At 52.8% G+C, this 21,423-nt stretch carries 18 protein-coding genes and 1 pseudogene; 9 read left to right on the top strand and 10 right to left on the bottom strand.

Features of this window, described 5'->3' with window-relative positions:
• Positions 1-3 precede the first annotated feature (3 nt).
• Complete coding sequence (locus RT340_RS09455) at positions 4-969, bottom strand: isoaspartyl peptidase/L-asparaginase family protein (protein WP_211728151.1); 966 nt, start codon at positions 967-969, stop codon at positions 4-6.
• Between the two features lie 228 nt (positions 970-1,197).
• Between RT340_RS09455 and moeA the strand changes: the two genes are divergently transcribed.
• Together moeA and moeB are read left to right on the top strand one after the other, a co-directional pair.
• Entirely contained in the window at positions 1,198-2,433 is a 1,236-nt protein-coding gene (gene moeA / locus RT340_RS09450; RefSeq protein ID WP_313375551.1) for a molybdopterin molybdotransferase MoeA, read from the top strand.
• A complete protein-coding gene (gene moeB / locus RT340_RS09445; protein WP_097119364.1) occupies positions 2,433-3,188 on the top strand; it encodes a molybdopterin-synthase adenylyltransferase MoeB in 756 nt (251 codons plus the stop codon). The genes moeA and moeB overlap by 1 nt, the downstream gene beginning before the upstream one ends.
• Before the next feature lie 64 nt (positions 3,189-3,252).
• Here moeB and RT340_RS09440 read toward each other — a convergent pair whose 3' ends face one another.
• The 8 genes from RT340_RS09440 to mntR form a co-directional block, all read right to left on the bottom strand.
• Positions 3,253-4,845: an ABC-F family ATPase gene (locus RT340_RS09440; protein ID WP_097119365.1), complete on the bottom strand. Its 1,593-nt coding sequence runs from the start codon at positions 4,843-4,845 to the stop codon at positions 3,253-3,255.
• A gap of 185 nt (positions 4,846-5,030) precedes the next feature.
• Positions 5,031-5,432 carry an H-NS family nucleoid-associated regulatory protein gene (locus RT340_RS09435; protein ID WP_034820857.1) on the bottom strand — a complete coding sequence of 134 codons (402 nt, stop codon included), beginning with the start codon at positions 5,430-5,432 and terminating at the stop codon, positions 5,031-5,033.
• 434 nt (positions 5,433-5,866) lie between these two features.
• Complete coding sequence (locus tag RT340_RS09430; RefSeq protein WP_211728149.1) at positions 5,867-7,348, bottom strand: sugar porter family MFS transporter; 1,482 nt, start codon at positions 7,346-7,348, stop codon at positions 5,867-5,869.
• Between the two features lie 268 nt (positions 7,349-7,616).
• Positions 7,617-9,134 (bottom strand): efflux transporter outer membrane subunit, encoded by a 1,518-nt coding sequence (locus tag RT340_RS09425; protein ID WP_211728148.1) that lies wholly within the window; start codon positions 9,132-9,134, stop codon positions 7,617-7,619.
• 1 nt (position 9,135) lies between these two features.
• The gene (locus RT340_RS09420; RefSeq protein ID WP_313375545.1) at positions 9,136-10,704 is read right to left on the bottom strand and encodes a DHA2 family efflux MFS transporter permease subunit; all 1,569 of its coding nucleotides are present in this window, start codon (positions 10,702-10,704) and stop codon (positions 9,136-9,138) included.
• Positions 10,701-11,831, bottom strand: a complete 1,131-nt coding sequence (locus tag RT340_RS09415; RefSeq protein WP_313375543.1) for an HlyD family secretion protein — start codon at positions 11,829-11,831, stop codon at positions 10,701-10,703. Before RT340_RS09415 ends, RT340_RS09420 begins: the two co-directional genes overlap by 4 nt.
• Before the next feature lie 187 nt (positions 11,832-12,018).
• Complete coding sequence (locus RT340_RS09410) at positions 12,019-13,128, bottom strand: SLC13 family permease (RefSeq protein WP_097119368.1); 1,110 nt, start codon at positions 13,126-13,128, stop codon at positions 12,019-12,021.
• A gap of 21 nt (positions 13,129-13,149) precedes the next feature.
• On the bottom strand, positions 13,150-13,608 hold the full coding sequence (gene mntR / locus RT340_RS09405; RefSeq protein WP_034820884.1) for a manganese-binding transcriptional regulator MntR: 459 nt from the start codon (positions 13,606-13,608) through the stop codon (positions 13,150-13,152).
• Positions 13,609-13,873: 265 nt separating this feature from the next.
• Here mntR and RT340_RS09400 point away from each other — a divergent pair, with 265 nt between their 5' ends.
• The 4 genes from RT340_RS09400 (at position 13,874) to RT340_RS09385 (ending at position 18,160) form a co-directional block, all read left to right on the top strand.
• Complete coding sequence (locus tag RT340_RS09400; protein ID WP_045814029.1) at positions 13,874-14,068, top strand: hypothetical protein; 195 nt, start codon at positions 13,874-13,876, stop codon at positions 14,066-14,068.
• Positions 14,069-14,373: 305 nt separating this feature from the next.
• Complete coding sequence (locus tag RT340_RS09395; RefSeq protein WP_058961952.1) at positions 14,374-15,102, top strand: gluconate 2-dehydrogenase subunit 3 family protein; 729 nt, start codon at positions 14,374-14,376, stop codon at positions 15,100-15,102.
• Positions 15,102-16,880 carry a GMC family oxidoreductase gene (locus RT340_RS09390; RefSeq protein WP_211728146.1) on the top strand — a complete coding sequence of 593 codons (1,779 nt, stop codon included), beginning with the start codon at positions 15,102-15,104 and terminating at the stop codon, positions 16,878-16,880. Before RT340_RS09395 ends, RT340_RS09390 begins: the two co-directional genes overlap by 1 nt.
• Positions 16,880-18,160 (top strand): c-type cytochrome, encoded by a 1,281-nt coding sequence (locus RT340_RS09385; protein WP_409566137.1) that lies wholly within the window; start codon positions 16,880-16,882, stop codon positions 18,158-18,160. The genes RT340_RS09390 and RT340_RS09385 overlap by 1 nt, the downstream gene beginning before the upstream one ends.
• A gap of 59 nt (positions 18,161-18,219) precedes the next feature.
• Here the strand turns inward: RT340_RS09385 and ompX are convergent, their stop codons facing one another.
• Positions 18,220-18,732 carry an outer membrane protein OmpX gene (gene ompX, locus RT340_RS09380; protein WP_045834179.1) on the bottom strand — a complete coding sequence of 171 codons (513 nt, stop codon included), beginning with the start codon at positions 18,730-18,732 and terminating at the stop codon, positions 18,220-18,222.
• Between the two features lie 406 nt (positions 18,733-19,138).
• Here ompX and rhtA point away from each other — a divergent pair, with 406 nt between their 5' ends.
• From rhtA to RT340_RS09365, 3 genes and pseudogenes are all read left to right on the top strand, one after another.
• Complete coding sequence (gene rhtA / locus RT340_RS09375; protein ID WP_409566134.1) at positions 19,139-20,020, top strand: threonine/homoserine exporter RhtA; 882 nt, start codon at positions 19,139-19,141, stop codon at positions 20,018-20,020.
• Between the two features lie 296 nt (positions 20,021-20,316).
• Positions 20,317-20,820 carry a DNA starvation/stationary phase protection protein Dps gene (dps, locus tag RT340_RS09370; protein ID WP_038647945.1) on the top strand — a complete coding sequence of 168 codons (504 nt, stop codon included), beginning with the start codon at positions 20,317-20,319 and terminating at the stop codon, positions 20,818-20,820.
• A gap of 320 nt (positions 20,821-21,140) precedes the next feature.
• Positions 21,141-21,423 (top strand): annotated as a pseudogene (locus RT340_RS09365) (transporter substrate-binding domain-containing protein); the annotation flags it as partial.

Below are 21,423 nucleotides of genomic sequence, written 5' to 3'. Positions count from 1 at the left end.
TCCTTAGCTATCGCGGTAAATCGCTACCTCGACTTCGCCACCCACATAGGCGAATCCCCGATACATCCCTTCGCTGTTGAAGGGCAGCGCCACGTTGCCATGGCTGTCGACAGCGATCAGCCCGCCGCTGCCTTCCAGCTCCTGCACTTTGTCATGAATCACGTTGGCGGTGGCTTGCTGCAGGCTACGGCCGCCGTACTCCATCTGTGCAGAAACGTCATACGCTGCCAGAGTGCGAATAAACACTTCACCGGTGCCGGTGCAGGAAACCGCCACGGTCTCATTATTAGCGTAGCAGCCCGCGCCGACGAGCGGCGAATCGCCCACGCGGCCGACCTGCTTGTTGGTCATACCGCCGGTTGAGGTCGCAGCGGCCAGATTACCCTGAAGATCGAGCGCCACCGCACCCACGGTACCGAATTTGCGATCGGGGTCGAGCGGATCGTCGCTGTGGCTTTGCGCAGCGCCGTCATGATCGAGCACCATCTGCTGGCTGCTCAGCGCACGCTGTAGCTGTTCCCAGCGTTCAGGCGTGGAGAAGAAATCCGGCGCAACCTGTTCCAACCCCTGTTCTGCGGCAAAGGCTTCTGCTCCCGCACCGATAAACAGCACGTGCGGGCTGTTTTCCATCACTTTACGCGCCGCCAGAATCGGGTTACGAATGTGATTCACGCCCGCCACCGCACCGACATCCAGAGTGCGGCCATCCATAATGCTGGCATCCAGTTCGTGAGTGCCTTGATGGGTAAACACCGCGCCTTTGCCTGCGTTAAACAGTGGGCACTCTTCCAGCAGCCGCACCGCCTCGGTCACCGCATCCAGCGCGCTGCCGCCCGTGGCCAGAATCTGCTGCCCTGCGGTAACGATTGCGTGCAATTGCTGACGATATTGCTGCTCTTTTTCGGCGCTCATAGCGGCACGCGTGATTGCGCCCGCACCGCCGTGAATTGCGATAACTGCTTTAGCCATAACCGGTACCCTGTCAGGAAATCAGAACCAAAAACACTGATTTAGAATGGTTTTCATCTTTTTTAGGCAATTTTCGACTATAGAAAGGCACTCCCGGCTTGTAAAGCAGAAAGTGTATCTCCGGTCATAACCTTTTATTGTGGATTATGCTTTTTTAGTCACATGTGACTCGGCAGACAAATGTCACCATAATAGGCAGCAACTGAAATTCATCACGCAGAGACTGACATGGAACCTTTCACCGCAGGATTAATCTCCCTCGAAGACGCGCAGCAAAAAATGCTGCAACAGCTCACGCCCATTAGCGATTGCCTCAGCGTCTCGCTGTATGAGGCTGCAGGTCGCATCACCGCCAAACCGGTGACGTCTCCACTGGATGTGCCGCCGTTTGATAACTCCGCAATGGATGGTTATGCCGTAAGTCTCAGCGATATCGTGCCGGACCGCGAATTTCCGGTCGCAGGCAAAGCTTTTGCCGGCGCGCCGTTCAACGGCGATTGGCCCGCTGGCAGCGTGATTCGTATTATGACCGGTGCGCCGATTCCAGCAGGCTGCGATGCCGTGGTGATGCAGGAGCAAACCGAACAGCGTGCGGGCGGTATCGTCATCACCGCTGAAGTGCGCGACGGCCAAAACATTCGTCGCATCGGCGAAGATATTCAGGCGGGCAAACAGGTGCTGGAGGCGGGTGTTCGCCTCGGAGCCGCCGAGTTGCCGCTGCTGGCTTCACTGGGGATTGCCGAAGTCAGCGTGCTGCGCAAACTGCGCGTGGCGATTTTCTCTACCGGCGATGAATTGCAGGCGGTGGGCCAGCCCTTGGCTGACGGTCAAATCTACGACACGAACCGCTTCACCGTATCGCTGATGCTTAACAAACTGGGCTGCGAAGTGATCGATTTGGGCGTGATTGCGGACGATCCCGAGGCGCTGCGCAAGGCATTCAGTGAAGCCGATCGTCAGGCGGATGTCGTGATCAGCACCGGTGGCGTCTCCGTCGGCGAAGCGGATTTCACTAAAGCGATGCTGGAAGAGTTAGGCGTGATTACCTTCTGGAAGCTGGCGATGAAGCCGGGCAAACCGTTCGCCTTTGGCCGCTTAGCCAACAGCTGGTTCTGCGGGCTGCCCGGCAATCCGGTGTCTGCCGCCGTGACCTTCTATCAGCTGGTGCAGCCGTTACTGGCCACCCTCACCGGGCAGACCACGCGCATTATGCCGCTACGTCAACGCGCTCGTGCCACTCAGCGTTTGAAGAAATCGCCTGGACGCCTCGACTTCCAGCGCGGCATTCTCAATCGTGGTGAAGATGGCGTGCTGGAAGTGCGCAGCACCGGTGCCCAGGGTTCGCACGTGTTTAGCTCTTTCGCCCTTGCCGACTGTTTTATTGTGCTGGATCGCGATCGTGCGGATGTGGAACCTGGCGAATGGGTTGAGGTTGAAGTTTTCAATAGCCTGCTGGAGGGCTAATGAGCGTCGAACTGAGCGATGAGGAGATGCTGCGTTACAACCGTCAGATCGTGCTGCGGGATTTTGATTTTGACGGTCAGGAGAAGCTCAAAGCGTCGCGGGTATTGATTGTGGGTCTCGGCGGGCTTGGCTGTGCCGCTGCGCCCTATCTGGCTTCGGCCGGTGTGGGCCATCTTACCTTGCTGGATTTCGACAGCGTCAGCTTAAGCAATCTGCAGCGCCAGATTCTTCACAGCGATGCCACCCTCGGCCAGCCCAAGGTGGAATCTGCGCGTCAACGGCTGGCGGCGATTAACCCGCATTGCCAGCTCGAACCGATTGATGCACAGCTGGATGATGCTCAACTCAGTGCCCTGATCGCGCGCCATGATGCGGTGCTCGATTGCACGGATAACGTTGATGCGCGTGAGCAGATCAATCGTTTGTGTTACCAGCACAAGGTGCCGCTGATTTCCGGGGCGGCCATTCGTATGGAAGGCCAGCTCAGCGTGTTTACCTGGCAGCCGGGGGAACCCTGTTATCGCTGCATTAGCCGCTTGTTTGGCGATCAGACATTAAGCTGCGTGGAAGCCGGCGTGCTGGCGCCGTTGGTCGGTGTCATTGGTGCGATGCAAGCTTTAGAGGCCATAAAAGTGCTGACCGCGTTGGGGCAACCAGCCCGTGCACGCCTGTTGATCTACGATGCGATGAGTGCAGAATTTCGTAGCATGAAGGTGATGCAGGACAGGCATTGCGAAGTGTGCGGGAAACCATGATTTCCCGAAAATAATAACGGCGCGATTCTCCGCGCCGTAATTACTGTCATTCAATCATTTATAATTAAACAATACCCTGACTACGCAGATAATCTTCGTAGTTGCCGGTAAAGTCGATAATGCGATCACCCTTCATCTCCATCACGCGGGTTGCCAGTGAACTGACAAACTCACGGTCATGCGAAACGAAAATCAGCGTGCCTTCGTAACCTTCAAGTGCCAGGTTAAGCGATTCAATCGATTCCATATCGAGATGGTTGGTCGGTTCATCCATGATCAAGATGTTCGGCTTCTGCATCATCAGCTTGCCAAACAGCATGCGGCCTTTCTCACCACCAGAGAGCACTTTAGCAGGCTTCTTGATTTCATCATGACCAAACAGCAGACGGCCCAGAATACTGCGCACCGCTTGCTCGTCGTCACCTTCCTGCTTCCACTGACTCATCCAGTCGAAAACACTCAGGTCATCGGCGAAATCTTCTGCGTGATCCTGCGCATAATAACCAATCAGCGCATTCTCGGACCATTTCACAGTGCCGCTGTCAGGCGTTAATTCGCCGACCAATGTTTTCAGCAACGTGGTTTTACCGATACCGTTGGCACCGAGAATGGCCACTTTCTCGCCAACTTCAACCATCAGATTAAGCTTGCTGAACAGCGGTCCGTTATCGAATCCTTTCGTCAGTGCCTCAACTTCCAGCGCATTACGGAACAGCTTCTTATCCTGATCAAAACGGATATAAGGGTTTTGACGACTGGAAGCTTTCACTTCATCCAGCTTAATTTTATCAATCTGCTTGGCACGCGAAGTCGCCTGACGCGATTTAGAGGCGTTGGCACTAAAACGGCTAACGAATGATTGCAGGTCTGCAATTTGCGCTTTCTTCTTCGCGTTATCAGAAATTAAACGTTCACGCGCTTGCGTCGCCGCGGTCATATATTCGTCATAATTTCCTGGATACACGCGCAGTTCGCCGTAATCCAGATCCGCCATGTGCGTACACACCATATTCAGGAAGTGACGGTCATGCGAAATGATAATCATGGTACTGTTACGTTCGTTTAGCACCTGCTCCAGCCAACGAATGGTATCAATATCCAGGTTGTTCGTCGGTTCATCGAGTAGCAAAATATCCGGGTTTGAGAATAATGCCTGCGCCAACAGCACACGCAATTTCCAACCTGGTGCGATTTCGCTCATCGGACCGTAATGCTGTTCCACCGGAATGCCCACGCCCAGCAATAATTCACCGGCACGAGATTCCGCGCTGTAACCATCCATTTCGCCGTATTCAACTTCCAGGTCGGCAACTTTATAACCTTCCTCTTCGCTCATTTCTGGCAAAGCATAAATACGGTCGCGCTCTTCCTTCACCGCCCATAATTCGGCGTGACCCATAATCACCGTATCCAGCACGCTGAATTGCTCAAAGGCAAACTGGTCCTGACGTAACTTACCGATACGCTCGTTAGGGTCGAGTGAAACATTACCGTTGGTCGGTACCAGGTCGCCGCCCAGTATTTTCATGAAGGTCGATTTACCGCTGCCGTTCGCACCGATTAAACCGTAACGATTACCGCCGCCAAACTTAACGGAGATATTCTCAAACAGCGGCTTACTGCCGAACTGCATAGTAATATTGCTGGAAACTAACACGGCATTGACCTTTGTTACGCAGTGGAGGAAAAAACAGCGGGCATTATGCCAGAAAGCAGCACCGGGACGCCACCTCTGCGCCTGCAGGCAGCGAGCGAAGGCGCTAAACGCGTTGTTGCAAATAGAGAAATAAAAAAGCCGAAGACAACGTGGTCTTCGGCTCCCGCTTACAAGGATTGTGTCGATTATTTGATCAGGAAGCTGTCCAGGCTTTTACCAGAGTCCAGCGCTTTCTTAATCGCTGCTGGGGTACGGCCCTGGCCGGTCCATGATTTCTCTTCACCGTTCTCATCGGTGTAAGAATATTTAGCCGGACGCGGTGCACGCTTAGCGCGTTTTTTACCGGTTTCCAGCGCACCCAGCAATTCGTTCGGGTCAATACCGTCAGCCAGCAGCATTTCGCGGTATTTAGACAGCTTTTCTTCTTTCTCGCGATTCTGCGCTTCTTCTGCATGAACTTCGTCGCGGCGCTCAGTCACCACCACGGTTAATTTCTCCAGAATCTCTTCCAGATCGGTCAATGGCAGTTCACGAGCCTGCGCACGTAATGTGCGAATGTTGTTCAGAACTTTAAATGCGTCACTCATCACAAGGTCCTTGCTTAAGGGGGGTTTAAATAAACTGTAGTGGCAAGATTACCCAATTCAAATAAAAAAATAAATTAATTTATGCGGACGGATAATTCCTAACTGATTAACGTATTCACAATTTGAGCGATATCCCCAGCGAGAAGCTTTAATTAACGGTGAATTAACAACAGCACTTTAGTACCATCGACTGGAACTGGTACCGATTTCAGAGGTTATTCCCGGCTGATAAACAAGCATTTAGCGGTTAATGCCTTGCCTGGCTGATGTGTGTTAGCAGATTAATGAAGATTAATGTTATGGCCGAAAATCTATTTTCACAGGTGATTATTCTATTCTGACAGTTGAGACCACAATCGCATTTTTATCCCCACTTATCGATAAAAAGCCAGTGCATGCACCGGCTTTTACCCTCATAAAAACGTCACCTCAGGTTACGAGCTTTTCTTCACAGCGTGCGTCAACTGCGGTTGCGGTTCTTCATTTGACAGCCAGTCGTGCAAATAATGCTCGATCTGTTCCAGTGAACGATTTCGTGTTTCCGGTACAAAGCGAACCACAAAAATGGCTCCCCCTATTCCGATTAGCGCAAAAATAAAGAACGCTCCCGATAAACCCACCGATGCCAACAGGATTGGGAACATCAGCGAGATAAGGAAATTAGCGATCCACATTGCAAACACGGCGCCGCCCATAAATATCCCACGCAGACGTGTAGGGAAAATTTCAGACAATAGCAACCAGGTCACGGGTGAGAGTGCACCTTGCTGGAAGCTCAAAAACATCAGCATTCCCAGCAACACTATATAACTGCGCAGAACATCAGGTTGACCATTTACCGTCTCCGGCATGAAATAACTGACGGCACCAATAAATACCAGACAGGCGGTACAGCCAAACTGTCCTAACATCGTCATGGTACGGCGCCCAATGCGCCCCAGCAGCCAGATACCGACGAAAGTCATTAATACTGAAATAACGCCATTGGCGATGGTGGCAATTAATGCTGCGTTATCGCTCATGCCCACGGCTTTTAACATGGTCGGAGCGTAATACATGATGGTATTCACCCCGGTTAACTGCTGTATGACCGCAATACCCACGCCAATCAAAAATAATTTAAACAGCCAGGGTTGACGAAGTTCATGCAGGCGTGGGCGCGTTTCATGTTGCTCTTCAGCTAAGGTTTCTTCTATTTCCGTGAGTTCCCACTCAACATCTTGTTTAGCTCGCGTGCGTTCCAGCACCTGACGCGCTTCTGCTAACCGCCCTTTCATCGCATACCAACGCGGTGAGTCGGGCATAAACAGCATGCCGAACCACAGCAGCACGGCAGGCACCGTCGCTACCGCCAGCATCCAACGCCAGGTGGTATCACCGCCCCATACCGCGTTAAAACCGGCGTTGGAGATGTAAGCCAACATCTGCCCGGAGACGATCATCAGTTCTTGCATGGTCACTAACTGGCCACGTTTGTTGGCGGGCGCCATCTCCGCGATGTACACCGGGACTGTCGCTGACGCGCCCCCCACCGCCACACCCAATACCAGGCGGAAGAAAATCATCCATTCAACGTCAGGTGCTAACGCGGTGCCGATTGCGCCAATGGCGAAAATCACCGCCAGCACCAGAATGATTTTTCTCCGCCCGGCCGCGGCGGCAAAGTGGCCTGATGCCAGGGCACCAAAAGCCGCGCCAAACAGCAGGCTGCTGGTGACCAACCCCGTGGAAAAGGGTGTCAGATGGAGATCGTTGCCCATAAATAGCAGCGCGCCAGAAATCACACCGGTGTCATAGCCGAACAGCAACCCCCCTAAGGTGGCAATCATTGCTATCACCTTCACAAAGGGTTCAGTGCGCGTGCTGCTGTTCGGCCCTGATGCTTTGTTGGGGGTAAGGTAGTTTTCCCGCGGCATAATCCACTCCTTAACAGTAAGAGAAGATTTAAAAATAGTTTATTTCAACCAACAGGAATAATTATGAAATTTAAATTTTGCGCTACAGATCATGAACCCCGCATTTACATGCGGAGCAGATCACAAAAAGGGGCTTTACTACGTGTAAATCGGTGAAGAGTGATCAGAGGGGAATTTGCATTTAGTCCAAAATGAAAACTTTCGTTTCAAAATGGGCGAATTGTGATGCCTGATGCTGGGGCAACCCGCAGACTGCCCCCTTTTACGACTAAGGCACCGTGGTAGCAGGGCCAAACACAGAATATTCCGGCAAATTAACGTTCTGATAAGGTTCCCAGCCGCCGCCCAGCGCTTTGTACAACGCGACTAAATCCAGTGCACTCTGCATTCGTGCCTGTGTCGATTGTGCTTCTGCCTGCGCTAACTGACGCTGTGCGTCCAACACATCCAGGAAGCTGGAAATCCCCTGCTTGTAGCTATCACTGGCGAGATCAAATGCTCTCTGCAATGCGCCAGTGGTTACATCCAGAGCTGCCACCTGCTGCTGATCGGCGCGATAACTGACCAGGGCATTCTCGACATCCTGCAAGGCAGTCAGCACCGTCTGACGATATTCAAGCGCTGCATTGGCCTGCTGCGCGCGTGCCAGTTTCACGCTGGAGACCAAACGCCCGCCCTGAAAAATCGGAATGGAGAGCGAGGGCCCGATACTGTAGAAATGGCTGCTCCAGTCATCCAGATAGCTGGCATCGGTGTTGCGCACCCCGAGTTGACCCGTCAGTGACAGGCTGGGGAACAGATCCGCCACCGACACGCCAATGTTGGCAGTCTGCGCATGCAGATTGGCTTCCGCCTGGCGAATATCCGGACGTCGTCGCGCCAACGTGGATGGAATCCCCACCGCCACCATTTTCGGCAACGGCGGTAACGCTTTACTGCTCATCAGCTCGTTATCCAGTGCGCCCGGCGTTTTGCCCAGCAATACCGCTAAACCATTCATGGCCTGACGTTCCTGCGACTGATAGCCCGGCAATTGCGCGTTCAGCGAGGCAAGTTGTGCGCGCGCATTTTCCACATCGGTGAGCGGCGCCATGCCGTTACGCTGCTGGCTTTGCGTCAGTTCCCAGGTTTGCTGCGCCACATCGATTTGCTGCTGCAGAGTATTGAGTACCGCTTGCGCGCCGCGCAATTGCAGATAGGCACGTGCCACTTCTGCTTCGAGTGACACCAGCGCATCATTGCGTTGTTCGATGGCAGCCTGCTGCTGCGCATCTGCGGCTTCCATCTGACGGCGCACTTTGCCCCACAGATCAAGCTCCCAGCTGGCGTCAAAGCTGCCTTGATAAAGGGTGACAGAATGATCGAGGCCGTTCAGTTGATTGGCGACGTCACTGTCCACCTGATCGTAAACCCCGTTGGATTTCAGTATGCCTTTTAGGCCCAACTGCTGACGTGTGACTTTAGCCGAGCCATTGAGTGACGGAAAAAGCCCGCCGCGCGCCTGCGCCAGTTGCTCACGCGCGCCAGCAATGCGCAACACCGACTGCTGCAGGGATAAGTTACCGGCAATGGCGCGTTCAATCAGGCTATCCAGTTGTGGATCATTAAAGCTTTTCCACCACAGCGGGTTGGTGGCCGCCGATTGCGGTTTTGAGGCTTCCTGCGACGGCAAATCGCGATAGCTGCCCGGCGTCTGCGCATGGGGTGGCTGATAATCAGGGCCCACAGCGCAACCCGCCAGAAGCAGAGACAGCGCCAGCAAACTCAAGCGCGGAGAGGTGATCATCTTAGTGTGCTCCTGCACTGCCTTCGCTCTTGATCGGCGAAAGCAACCAACAAAATGGAATCAACAGAAAGGCCACAATACTCAGGCCCATAAATACGTCGATGTACGCCAGGATTCGCGCCTGTGCAATCATCTCTTTGTACAGCTGACCGGTCGCCAGCGTCAGGGGATCGCCCACAGCAGACCTACAGTCGCGAATCGACTGTGCCCAATGCTGCAAAGTGAGATTGAACGGCTCGTTGAGCGGCGTCATGTTATGCACCATACTCGCCGACCGCGCCTGCATACGCTCAGTGATCCCCGCCGTTGCCAGTGAAATACCGATCGATCCCGCCACATTACGGAACATGGTAAACAATGCCGATGCATCCGCATTGAGCCGTTGCGGCACCGTAATAAAAGCAATGGTCGTCAGCGGTACAAACAGGAAACCTAGCCCTATCGATTGCGCACTGCGCATTAATACCAGGGTGGTAAAATCAACGTTCGGCGTCAAGGTCGTGGAATAGAAGAAGGCGCTGGCGAGACAGGTAAAACCGAAAGCAATGATGTAGCGTGTTTGCACAATCGGCATCAGCTTCAGCACCAGCGGAATGGTCAGGACGATCAATATCGCACCGGGCGAGAGTACCAGCCCCGACCAGGTCGCGGTATAGCCCAGATCCTGCTGCGCCAGTTGTGGAAGTACTACCGAACTGCCGTACAGAATCATCGCCATGCCTGCCATCAGCAAACCGGCCACCCAGAAGTTACGATCTTTCATGACCGTGATATCTACCACTGGTTTACGTGCATACAGCAGCCAGTAGACGGCGCCGACAATGCCGATCACCGCCAGCATGCAAAACAGGCGAATAAAGTGCGAGGCGAACCAGTCTTCATCTTCACCACGGTCAAGGAACACCTGCAAACAGCCGAGTCCAAGAGTGATCAAGCTGATACCGATGTAATCGATCTTCAGCTTGCCCTTCGCCCATTTACGCTCCCACGGTGGATCTTCCAGCAGTTGATAGATAGCCAGCACCGTTAAAATTCCGACCGGGATGTTAATGAAGAACACCCAGCGCCAGCTGTAGTTATCGGTGATCCAGCCGCCGAGTGTTGGGCCGATCACTGGCGCGACGATAATCGCAATCGAGGAGAGACCAAAAGCTTTGCCACGATCTTCCGCTTTAAAGTAATCGAGGAGCACCGATTGCTGCACCGGCTGCAAACCGCCGCCGAAAAAGCCCTGCAACACGCGGAACAGAATGATTTGCCATAGCTCAGTGGCGATACCGCACAGGAACGAGCAGATGGTGAACATGACAATACAGATCAGGAAGAACTGTTTACGCCCAAACAAGCGGCTAAAGAAGGCGGAAATGGGCAACACAATGCCGTTAGCCACCAGATAGGAAGTCAGCACCCAGGTGGATTCGTCGTAACTGGAAGAGAGTGAGCCGGCAATGTGCGGTAGCGCCACGTTAACGATGGTGGTGTCGAGGATCTCCATAAACACCGCCAGCGTCACCGTGATGGCGACCAGCCAGGGATTGCTGGCCGGACGCCAGCTTTCGCTCGCACTCATTCTACGGTGACCTTCGGCTCAACCGACATGCCCAGTGGCAGCGGATGATTCAGATCCAATCCTTTATCGATGACGATTTTCACCGGCACGCGCTGCACAATTTTCACGTAGTTACCGGTGGCGTTTTCAGCCGGGAAGGTGGAGAAACGCGAGCCGGACCCCATCTGCACGCTATCAACGTGCCCTTCCAGCTTCATATCTGGCCAGGCGTCGATACTGATATCCACTTTGTCGCCGGGATTCATCCGCGCCAGTTGGGACTCTTTGAAGTTGGCATTGATCCAGATATCCGGCGACACCAGTGAAAACAGTGCCGTGCCAGCCTGTACCAGCGTACCGACCTGCACGTTGCGCTTGGTGACAAAGCCATCGTAGGGGGCGCGCACTTGGGTATAAGAGAGATTCAGTTCGGCGGTATTGAGCTGAGCCTGCGCCTGCTCAACCTGCTGCTGACGCGCTTCTACGTTGGTTTCCTGCTGACGAATCTGCAATTGCACCTGTGAAGCCACTTCGACCTGCGCTTTGGCGCTTTGCAGTTGTGCTTCAGCGGATCGCAGCTGCGCGGCTGCGGTATCGATGTTGCGTTGTGACGTCGCGCGCGGATCCACGCCGCGCTGACGACGATAGTCCGCCTGCGCATTCAAAAGATTGGCCTGCGCTTTGGCTTGATCGGCTAACGCCTGATCGCGCTGCGCAGGATACTGCACGCGTGACAGCGCTAACTGTGCCTGCGCCTGATGCAGTTGCGCCTGAGCCAGGCCAAGCTGGGCTTTAGCCTGATCGCGTTGGGCACTGGTATCGCGTGGGTCGATCTCCACCAGCAAATCGCCCTGCTTCACCCGCTGGTTATCTTTCACCAGCAGTTTCACCACATAACCGGCCGCTTTTGGTGCGATGGTCACGGCATCACCTTCGGTAAAGGCATCATCCGTGGATTCAATGTTGCGCGTGGTAAACCAGAACCACAGGCCCACCAACAGCATGATCACCACCACGATGGCGAGAATGACCAGTGGCTTTTTGCCGGGGCGTTTACGTTGTGGTTCGTTGTTGTCTTGACTGGAGTCTGAAGCGTGCTGCGCATCCTGCTGCTCGCGTGCGGGCGGCTGATTGTGGTTATCACTCATAGGTTATCATCGCTGGCTGTGATCCCGATCCACGGGCAAAAACGGTCAACTTAACCTTAGATCGAAAATTGACAAATGCCAGTACAACTTTACACAAGCCAACAATCAACGCATTTTCTGCCACTAAGTGCGATAACGCGCTGAATAATCAGCGCGTCAGCTCATCGGGCAGAACAAAATGGCAGGCTTAGTGTAGCCAGCGCAACAGCAACCAGCCACACAGCATCGACCACGCCAGCATGGGTAAAGAAAACAGGTGAAAGCGCCACCAGACTTTGCTGTCTTGCGCCATACGCAGCGCAATCAGGTTAGCCAATGAACCCGGCAGCAAGCCAAATCCACCAATGTTGACGGCCCAGGCGAGCACCTCTGAAGGCGGCACTTTTTGCAGCAACAGGATGGTGGCTGGCACATTACTGATCACCTGTGAAAGACCTATCGCCAGCAAGTATAAACCGCCTTCACTCAACTGGCTTATCGCGGCGAAATGCGGTTGTAGCAGGGGAAGATGCATCAGTAAAAACACATCGATGAACATCGCGACAAATACCAGCAACAAGCTCCAGTCAATACTGATCAATACGCTGCGCGCCATAATCAGGAAGCAGCCTGCCACCAACAACAGCGCCCATCCGGTCATTTTCAGCTCTAAAGCCACAATAAACATCAGATACAGCAGCACACTGATGATAAATAATGGTTTTTCCCATTGATGCGCTTCGCTTTGCGCGTGCTTTTGGATGGTTTGTTTAGGAAAACTCCACCAGGTGAGCGCCATCAGGCTGATCATCAACACGGCAACTAGCGGTGCCATTTGCAAGATAAAGCCCGGCACGCTGAGCGTGCCGTGGCTCCATAACAGAATGTTTTGCGGATTACCCACCGGCGTCAGCAGCGATCCGGCATTTACCGCCAGCGCTTCAAAAATAATCAGACGAGAAATCGGCAGACGCGAGAATTTGCGTAGCGTCAGGGTCAGCGGCACCAGAATAAACAGCGCCACATCGTTGGTGAGAAAGGTGGAAAGCAGCGCAGCGGCACACACCATAAACAGTGCCAGTGTACGCTCATGTTGAAAGCGCTGCACCAGACGCGCGCCGAGCACATCAAAATAACCGCTGTTTTCCAACCCTTTGGTTAGCATCAATAGCCCGGTGAGCGTCATGATAGTGTGCCAGTCAACGGCGGCAGGCAATTGCGACCAACGATACTCTGCCAGCGGCAATAAAATCACACCCAACAGCAACAGCAAATGCAAAATACGATCACGCATTAAGGAACGAAGCACGATGGGCATGATGGCGGAAGACCTTGTAAGTTAGCGGCTCTCGTAAAACTTCTGGAAGACGGCGAGGGTTTCATCACTGACGTGATGTTCCAGGCCTTCAGAATCCCGGCGGGCAGTTTCCGGGCTGACACCCAACGCCAGCAGGAAAGTTTCAACAATATGGTGGCGTACGCGGCTCGCTTCAGCCAGCTTTTCACCTTCAGGCGTCAGAAACACACCGCGATAAGGAACCTGTTCCACCAGACCGGTGGTGCCTAAACGCTTCAACATTTTTGCCACGGTGGGCTGTGAAACGCCGAGGCGCGCGGCCATATCGACCTGGCGGGCTTCACCAAATTCACGAATCAAATCAGAGATTAACTCTACGTAGTCATCAATAAGTTCACGTCGATGCGCTTCGCGCACCTGGCGAAATCCTTCGACATGCTCCTCTATATCTTTAAGCGGCCCCTGGGGCGTATTGGTGGCGCTCTTTGCACGACGACTCATTCAGCTTCCTCATTATTATCTGCCGCACTTTACCTGCGGTGCGGGCCTGGCTGCGCTCATTGTAAACCAGGCACAAATAAGCACAAATTTTTCCTAAATAGTGTTGGCTAAAGAGTATAGCCAGTGCTATCTTTGTTCGTAATGTAAGCGAATAGCTTATTTAGGAGGCAACGATGAACGCACCCTATCTGCTGCTACTCCTTTTCCTGCTGTTTATCGCAGGTTTGTGCTTACTGTTACGTCGTTATTCATTCGGGAGGTGAACATGACCACCATGAAAAACTGCCTCGACTGTGGCAAATGCTTCCAGGTTGAGCAAAGCAAACCGGCTTTTGAGCTGAAATCGCTGCTGTGCCTGTTTAAACGCTCGCCTTTTGCCCTGCGTCTGATGCTGATTGAAAAGCTGACCGGCAAACAGCTGACCGAGCGCCCTTGCCCCAATCTCATCTGGCGCGGCTGATTCATCCATAAATTTCTTCTCAGGATCCGTTTCCTCAACGGATCCTTTGCACGATCTCACATTTTGTTACCTTTTTAGTCCTACTCTTTCTATTGTTATTGAACGAATTTCCGATCCCTGCGCTCACTGTGGCTGAATCGCTTCAGGCACTGACATAACTTTACCTTCAATAACGCTTAAACGATTAGGCTGCTAACTTTTAGCTTGCAACCTGTTGTGACGTCTGATTAATCTCCTCATAACAAAAAATTACATACTTATAACAAAATCAACCCAGGGTGGGTTTTTCGTAAGGAAGATTAGCAATGTCACTTAAAAAGCCTGAAGAGCAACCATCGGGCAGGAGACGATTTTTACAAAAATCGCTCTCGCTCATTCCCCTCGCCGCCGCAGCCAGTTCCGGTGTGGTGTCACTCTCCTCCCCCGCTGCCGACAAGCCGCAAGGCGTGTTATCCGACTATGTTCCCGCTTACTTCAACGATAAAGAGTGGAAATTTCTGCTCGCCGCGCTGGATCGCCTGATCCCTGCCGATGCCAACGGTCCTGGCGCCGTCAGTGAAGGTGTACAGGTGTTTATCGATAAGCAGATGGAATTGCCCTACGGCTATGGTCGCTTGTGGTACATGCAAGGCCCGTTCGCCGATTCGATTCCGGAAATGGGTTACCAATCCCATCTGGTGCCACGCGATACCTATCGGTTAGGCATCGCCTTAGCTGACCAGCACTGTCAGCAGCAGTACCAAAAAGATTTTTATCAACTGGAAACGGCGCAACAGGAAGAGGTTTTGCGTGCGCTGGAAGCCGACAAACTGCATAACGATGCCATTCACGGCAAGCTGTTTTTCGAGCAACTGCTGGAGAACACCAAAGAGGGTTATCTCGCCGATCCGATTCACGGCGGCAACCAAACGCTGGCCTCGTGGAAAATGATCGGTTTCCCCGGTGCACGTGCGGATTTCGTCGATACCGTACAGCAGCCTAATAAACCCTACCCTCTTGGCCCAGTCAGCATTTCCAGTAAAAGGAGCGTGTAATGGCGGCAGTAAAAAAAGCGCCCGTCGATGTGGTCATCGTCGGGTTCGGCTGGACCGGTTCGCTCATGGCGATGGAACTGGCCAGTTCTGGTTTGAATATTGTGGCACTGGAGCGCGGCGAAAATCGCGATACCTACCCCGACTTCTCCTATCCGCGTATTGCCGATGAACTGACTTACGGCATTCGTTTAAAACTGTTCCAAAACGCCTCGAAAGAGACCGTGACGGTTCGTCACACTACGCAGGAAACCGCGCTGCCCTATCGCCGATTCGGTTCCTTCCTGCCCGGTGATGGTGTGGGCGGTGCCGGTACCCACTGGAACGGTCAGCTGTGGCGTCCGCTGGAAGCGGACTTAAAAATGCGCAGCACAGTCATCGAAAAATACGGTGCTGACTTCATTCCTAAAGACATGACGGTGCAGGATTACCCCTTCTCTTATGCCGAGATGGAGCCCTACTTCGATAAGTTTGAGAAAATTTGCGGCGCGGCCGGTCAGGTCGGTAACCTCAACGGTGAAACCGTCGAAGGCGGTAACCCGTTCGAATCTCCGCGTAAAAATGGCTATCCCACCAAACCGTTAAAAACGCTGTATGCCGGCGAATTATTCTCTAAAGCCGCAAAGCAACTGGGCTATCACCCCTTTGAGTGCCCTGCAGCCAACACCACCGAACCCTGGACCAACCCTTACAACGTGCAACTTGGCGTGTGTAACTACTGCGGTTATTGCGAACGCTTCGGCTGTTTCAACTACTCCAAAGGCTCCCCGCAAAGCTGTGTTATCCCTGCTCTGAAGCCGTTTAGTAACTTTGAGTTGCGCACGCAGGCGCACGTGATTCGTGTCAATACCGACAGCAGCGGTAAAAAAGCCACTGGCGTCACCTATATCGATGCGCAAGGTAATGAAGTCGAGCAACCGGCTGACCTGGTGATCCTCAGTGCCTTCCAGTTGCACAATGTGCGCTTACTGCTGTTGTCAAAAATCGGTAAGCCATACGATCCACAAACCGGTGACGGCGTGGTGGGCAGAAACTATGCCTACCAGATGACCGGCGGTATCAAGCTGTTCTATGACAACGACAATTGGTTCAATCCATTTGCCGCCACGGGTGCCACCTCCACCGTTATCGATGATTTCAATGCGGAAAACTTCGATCACAGCAAAGTCGGCTTCGTTGGCGGCGCCACGATATCTGCGGCCTTCTCCGGTGGACGTCCCATCCAGCAGATGGGCATCCCTAAAGATGCGCCGCGTTGGGGTTCCGGCTGGAAACAGGCCATCAAAGATAATTATCTGCACAACATGAACGTCGGCTCGTCAGGTTCAGTGATGCCGTATAAGCAGTGCTATCTCGACCTTGATCCTACGTACCGTGATATCTACGGCCAACCGTTGCTGCGTATGACCTTTGACTGGCAGCAGAATGAACTGAAGATGACCAACTTCATCAAAGATAAGGCCGAGGAGATCGTCAAGGTGATGAATCCTAAGCACTATGAAGTGGGCTTCAAAACCCTCAACAGCCATTACGATGTCCGCCCTTACCAATCAACGCACACTACCGGTGGTGCAGTGATGGGCGACGATCCGCGCACCAGCGTGGTGAACAAGTTCCTGCAAAGCTGGGATGTACCGAACGTATTCGTTACGGGCGCATGCTGCTTCCCGCAAAACCTGGCGTACAACCCAACCGGGATTGTCTGTGCCACCGCATTATTCGCGGCGGATGCGATTCGCAACCGCTATCTGGCTAACCCTGGTGCGCTGGTTCAGGCCTGATAAGGAGCGTTACAGTGAAATTTTCCGCACTCTTTTTCGCTCTCGGCGGCGCACTGATCAGCCACGCCGCATCGGCCGCGACCGATGCCTCGGTTAAGCAAGGCGAGTATCTGGCCAAAGCGGGCGATTGTGCCGCATGCCATACCGCAGCAGGTGGGCAACCTTTCGCCGGTGGGCTCAAAATGAGCACGCCGATTGGCGCCATATACTCCACCAACATTACGCCAGATAAAACGCACGGCATTGGCGACTACAGCTACGACGACTTCGTCAAAGCGGTACGTGGCGGTGTGGCGAAAGATGGCAGCTCGCTCTACCCCGCCATGCCGTTCCCGTCGTATGCCAAAATCAGCGACAGCGATATGCACGCGTTGTATGACTACTTTATGCAGGGTGTGAAACCGGTGAGTCAGGAAAATCGCAAAAGTGATATCCCCTGGCCGCTCAGCATGCGTTGGCCGCTGGCGTTTTGGCGCTGGACCTTTGCCGATGACCGCACTTACGCTCCTGTAGCCGGTCAATCGGCACAGTGGCAACGCGGTGCTTATCTGGTGCAGGGGCTTGGCCACTGTGGCTCATGCCATACGCCTCGTGGCATCGGCTTCCAGGAGAAAGCCATGGATCAGAACAGCAAAGGCTATCTGACCGGCGGCACGCTGGAAGGCTGGCATGCGCCAGATCTGACCGCCAGCCCGGCAGCGGGTTTGGGCAGTTGGTCTGAGCAAGATATCGCCACCTTCCTGAAAACCGGCGCGAATAAGCAAGGCGCTGCCTTTGGTTCGATGACGGATGTGATCGCGCACAGTACCCAGTATCTCAGTGATGAAGATCTGAATGCGATTGCCGTTTATCTGAAGTCTTTACCGGCTGCGGATAACACCGCTGCACCACAGGTCAGCGATGCGACGTCGCAAGCGCTGTTCAAAGGGGATGTCAGCCAGCCAGGTGCGCAGGTGTACGTGGATAACTGCGCTGCCTGCCATCGTACGGACGGTAAAGGCTATGCCAGTACCTTCCCGGCGCTGGCACACAATCCGGCCTTGTTGAGTGAAGACCCGTCATCAGTGATCAGTGTGATTCTGAAAGGCGGCCAGCGTGCGATTACGCAACAGGCGCCGACCGGTTTCACCATGCCAGATTTCGCCTGGCGCCTGGATGATCAGCAGGTCGCTGATGTCGCTAACTTTATTCGCAATGGATGGGGTAACAAAGCGGCGCCGGTAACGGCCGATCAGGTGAAGAAGATCCGCGCCACGCTTCCTCCCGCCCCGCAAAAGTAAGCATAAAAAAACGGCCCGTAAAGGGCCGTTTCTTGTGCAACTCTGGGCTAAGCAAAAACTTAGAAGCTGTAGCCTACGCCAGCAATCCAGGTGCCTACGTCTACGCTACGGATACGGCTCTGCTCGTAACCCACGTCAACTGCAACGTTCTGGATTGGGTTGAACTGCATGCCTGCGCCGTAAGAGAAGCCAACGTCGCTTGAATCAGTTTTGTACTGTGCAGCAGCGTCAGTTGCCTGGTATTTACCGTAACCGATACCCACAACGCCGTAGATGCTTGCCCAGTCGTTCAGACGGTAAGCAGGACCACCGGTGATGCCGTAGTACTGGCCTTTGTTGTAAACGCCAGCGTCAGTGCGGTCTTTCTCGGTGTAGGTGAAAGAACCGATCCAACCCAGTGGGTTAGTACCATCTTCGTAACGGTATTTCAGGTTGAAGCCGTTTGCTTTGTTAGCAACGCCCTGATAATCGCTCTGCGCGTAACCAGCAGAAACGGTGCTCTGCGCCATGGCTGAACCTGCTGAAACTGCCAGTACACAAGCCAGTGCTGAAAGACATGCAATTTTTTTCATAAACCACCTCAAATGTGAATATACTTCTCTCCTGACAACGCTGAAAATATAACAAAAATTAGTAAGAAACTCTGCCCGCTATTTGTTGTCTAACAGATTGTTTGGTGTAACAGAAAGTTAATGAAGTTTCCTATGTCATTCATTTTACTTATAAAAAACGTCATCTTCCTGCAAGAATATTTCGGGCTGCAAATAATGCCTTTAAGGATATTCCTAAACTAACCTGACATTTCTTTACTTAAATGGCCCGAAAAACGGTTATTTTCCAGGCGGTCACTGCATTTATTTTCCCTCTTACACTCCTCCTTATTTCCTGAAGATTCCTTTACACTGACGTTTTGTTGCTGTGTTGTTAATCACTACAGGATTGAATTACAGGATGTCTACGCCTCTGACGAACACCAGAATGGCCCCGGTTTTGTTCCCGATTGCCGTGCTACTGATTGCTATGCTCTCGCTTCAGGGCGGTGCTTCCCTGGCAAAATCGCTGTTCCCCAGCGTGGGGGCGCCGGGCATCACCGCACTGCGCCTCGGATTGGGCACCCTGATTTTGTGCGTCATCTTTAAGCCGTGGCGTTTACGATTTACCTCTGCACAGCGCAAACCGCTCTTAATCTACGGTCTGGCCCTGGGTTGTATGAACTATCTCTTCTATTTATCCATTCGCACCGTGCCGCTGGGCGTTGCCGTTGGCCTGGAGTTTCTCGGCCCTTTGACCCTGGCATTGGCCGGTGCGCGCCGTCCGCTCGATTTCCTTTGGGTGCTTCTGGCGGTCACCGGTTTGTGGTTTCTGCTGCCGATTGGTGATGGCATCAGCCATATCGATCCGCTGGGTGCGCTGTTAGCAGTGGGGGCCGGTGCCTGCTGGGCGGTCTATATTCTTGCAGGGCAACGCGCCGGTGCGGAACATGGTCCAGCAACCGTTGCCATGGGATCGTTGATTGCCTCGGTGATCTTTGTTCCGCTTGGATTAACCTTTGCGGCACCCGGCATCTGGCACTGGGAAATTCTGCCCCTGGCGCTGATTATCGCCCTGCTCTCCAGTGCGATTCCTTATTCACTGGAAATGATGGCTCTGACCCGCCTGCCCGCTCGCATTTTTGGCACGCTGATGAGCCTGGAACCCGCGATGGCAGCGCTTTCAGGGATGTTGTTCCTCGGAGAATTGCTGACGCTGAAGCAGTGGATCGCGCTGCTGGCCATTATTGCCGCTTCAGCGGGTTCGACCCTCACCATGAAACAGAAGAGTGCCAAAATAAGCGAAGTGGATATTAATAATCCGCAATAAATAATGCCAAATTCAGCCTGTTAAGCTGCAGGCTGAATATATAAGCATTCTCATTCTCTTTTTTCTCATCACCGCCTTCACTTTTGTTATTATTTTGCAACATCATTGATAAGTAATTAACACATAACATAATATCATTGATATAAATGAAAAATAAATAAAACGCTCAAATCCCGCACAACATTAAGGTTTATCTATTCCTGTCATCGGTTTAAACAATCCGGCACAGCCAAAAACTACTGCTATACTTATTCCCGTGCTTGATTAGGACAACCATCAATTAGAGGATATTAATGATGAGTACCGCAAAACTGGTTAAAACTAAATCGTCTGATCTCATTTACACCCGTAATGATGTTGCTGATAGCGATAAGAAAGCGACCATCGAGGTGCTCAACCGTCTGGTAGTGGAGTTTATTGATCTGTCACTGATCACTAAGCAGGCGCATTGGAATATGCGCGGCGCCAACTTTATCGGTGTGCATGAAATGCTGGATGGCTTCCGTACTGCCATCACCGATCATCAGGACACCATTGCAGAGCGTGTTGTACAGCTCGGCGGCGTGGCGCTGGGTACCACTCAGATCGTCAACGACAAGACGCCATTAAAAAGCTATCCGCTCAACATCCATACCGTTCAGGATCACCTGAAAGCGCTGGCCGATCGTTACGCGATTGTCGCGAACGACACGCGTAAGGCCATCAGTGAAGTCAGTGATGAAGATACCGCTGATATTTTCACGGCGGCATCGCGTGATTTGGATAAATTCCTGTGGTTTATCGAATCCAACATCGAATAATGCACGTTACAGCGAAGGCGGGTTATCCCGCCTTTTTTTATGTCTGTAACATTTTGGTGCTTTTTTTGACGTCGTTAACAAAATCTTAATCCTGCCTTTCCCTTGCTAAGCCCTTGGTGCACACTGTGCCTGCACCACAACAGCACGACGCACTATTTTGGTGATCCATATTAGTGCAGACTTTTCGACTATAGCAAAATCGCTTCAGCCAGGCCCTGCATCCTGCTGATTTCGACCAAAATGAAAAGTTGGCATAATTTTTTCATATGAATAGCCGTACATCAGGCCATCAGGTCTGAAGGGTAATAAGGAAAATAATGATGAAGTCTTTGATTAAAGTCTCCGTGGCCGCGCTGGCGCTGGCCTTCTCGCTTTCTTCCACTGCAGCAGATAAGAAACTGGTTGTTGCGACCGACACCGCTTTCGTTCCTTTTGAATTCAAACAGGGTAACGAATATGTTGGTTTCGACATCGACCTGTGGGCCGCTATCGCCTCAGAACTGAAGCTGGTCTACCCCCTGTAGCCAATGGATTTCACCGGCATTATCCCAGCACTGCAACCCAAAAACGTTGACGTGGCTCTGGCCGGTATCACCATTACCG

It is taken from the genome of Pantoea sp. CTOTU50773 (assembly GCF_032082325.1).
In the GTDB taxonomy this organism is placed as follows: Bacteria; Pseudomonadota; Gammaproteobacteria; order Enterobacterales; family Enterobacteriaceae; genus Pantoea; species Pantoea communis.
This window is presented reverse-complemented; position numbering and strand designations above follow the sequence as displayed.

Excerpts from the sequence above, each read along its gene's own strand:
- RT340_RS09455 (WP_211728151.1), bottom strand. The coding sequence starts at position 969 with ATGGCTAAAGCAGTTATCGCAATTCACGGCGGTGCGGGCGCAATCACG.
- moeA (WP_313375551.1), top strand. The coding sequence starts at position 1,198 with ATGGAACCTTTCACCGCAGGATTAATCTCCCTCGAAGACGCGCAGCAA.
- moeB (WP_097119364.1), top strand. The coding sequence starts at position 2,433 with ATGAGCGTCGAACTGAGCGATGAGGAGATGCTGCGTTACAACCGTCAG.
- RT340_RS09435 (WP_034820857.1), bottom strand. The coding sequence starts at position 5,432 with ATGAGTGACGCATTTAAAGTTCTGAACAACATTCGCACATTACGTGCG.
- RT340_RS09430 (WP_211728149.1), bottom strand. The coding sequence starts at position 7,348 with ATGCCGCGGGAAAACTACCTTACCCCCAACAAAGCATCAGGGCCGAAC.
- RT340_RS09425 (WP_211728148.1), bottom strand. The coding sequence starts at position 9,134 with ATGATCACCTCTCCGCGCTTGAGTTTGCTGGCGCTGTCTCTGCTTCTG.
- RT340_RS09420 (WP_313375545.1), bottom strand. The coding sequence starts at position 10,704 with ATGAGTGCGAGCGAAAGCTGGCGTCCGGCCAGCAATCCCTGGCTGGTC.
- RT340_RS09415 (WP_313375543.1), bottom strand. The coding sequence starts at position 11,831 with ATGAGTGATAACCACAATCAGCCGCCCGCACGCGAGCAGCAGGATGCG.
- RT340_RS09410 (WP_097119368.1), bottom strand. The coding sequence starts at position 13,128 with ATGCCCATCGTGCTTCGTTCCTTAATGCGTGATCGTATTTTGCATTTG.
- mntR (WP_034820884.1), bottom strand. The coding sequence starts at position 13,608 with ATGAGTCGTCGTGCAAAGAGCGCCACCAATACGCCCCAGGGGCCGCTT.
- RT340_RS09400 (WP_045814029.1), top strand. The coding sequence starts at position 13,874 with ATGACCACCATGAAAAACTGCCTCGACTGTGGCAAATGCTTCCAGGTT.
- RT340_RS09395 (WP_058961952.1), top strand. The coding sequence starts at position 14,374 with ATGTCACTTAAAAAGCCTGAAGAGCAACCATCGGGCAGGAGACGATTT.
- RT340_RS09390 (WP_211728146.1), top strand. The coding sequence starts at position 15,102 with ATGGCGGCAGTAAAAAAAGCGCCCGTCGATGTGGTCATCGTCGGGTTC.
- ompX (WP_045834179.1), bottom strand. The coding sequence starts at position 18,732 with ATGAAAAAAATTGCATGTCTTTCAGCACTGGCTTGTGTACTGGCAGTT.
- rhtA (WP_409566134.1), top strand. The coding sequence starts at position 19,139 with ATGGCCCCGGTTTTGTTCCCGATTGCCGTGCTACTGATTGCTATGCTC.
- dps (WP_038647945.1), top strand. The coding sequence starts at position 20,317 with ATGAGTACCGCAAAACTGGTTAAAACTAAATCGTCTGATCTCATTTAC.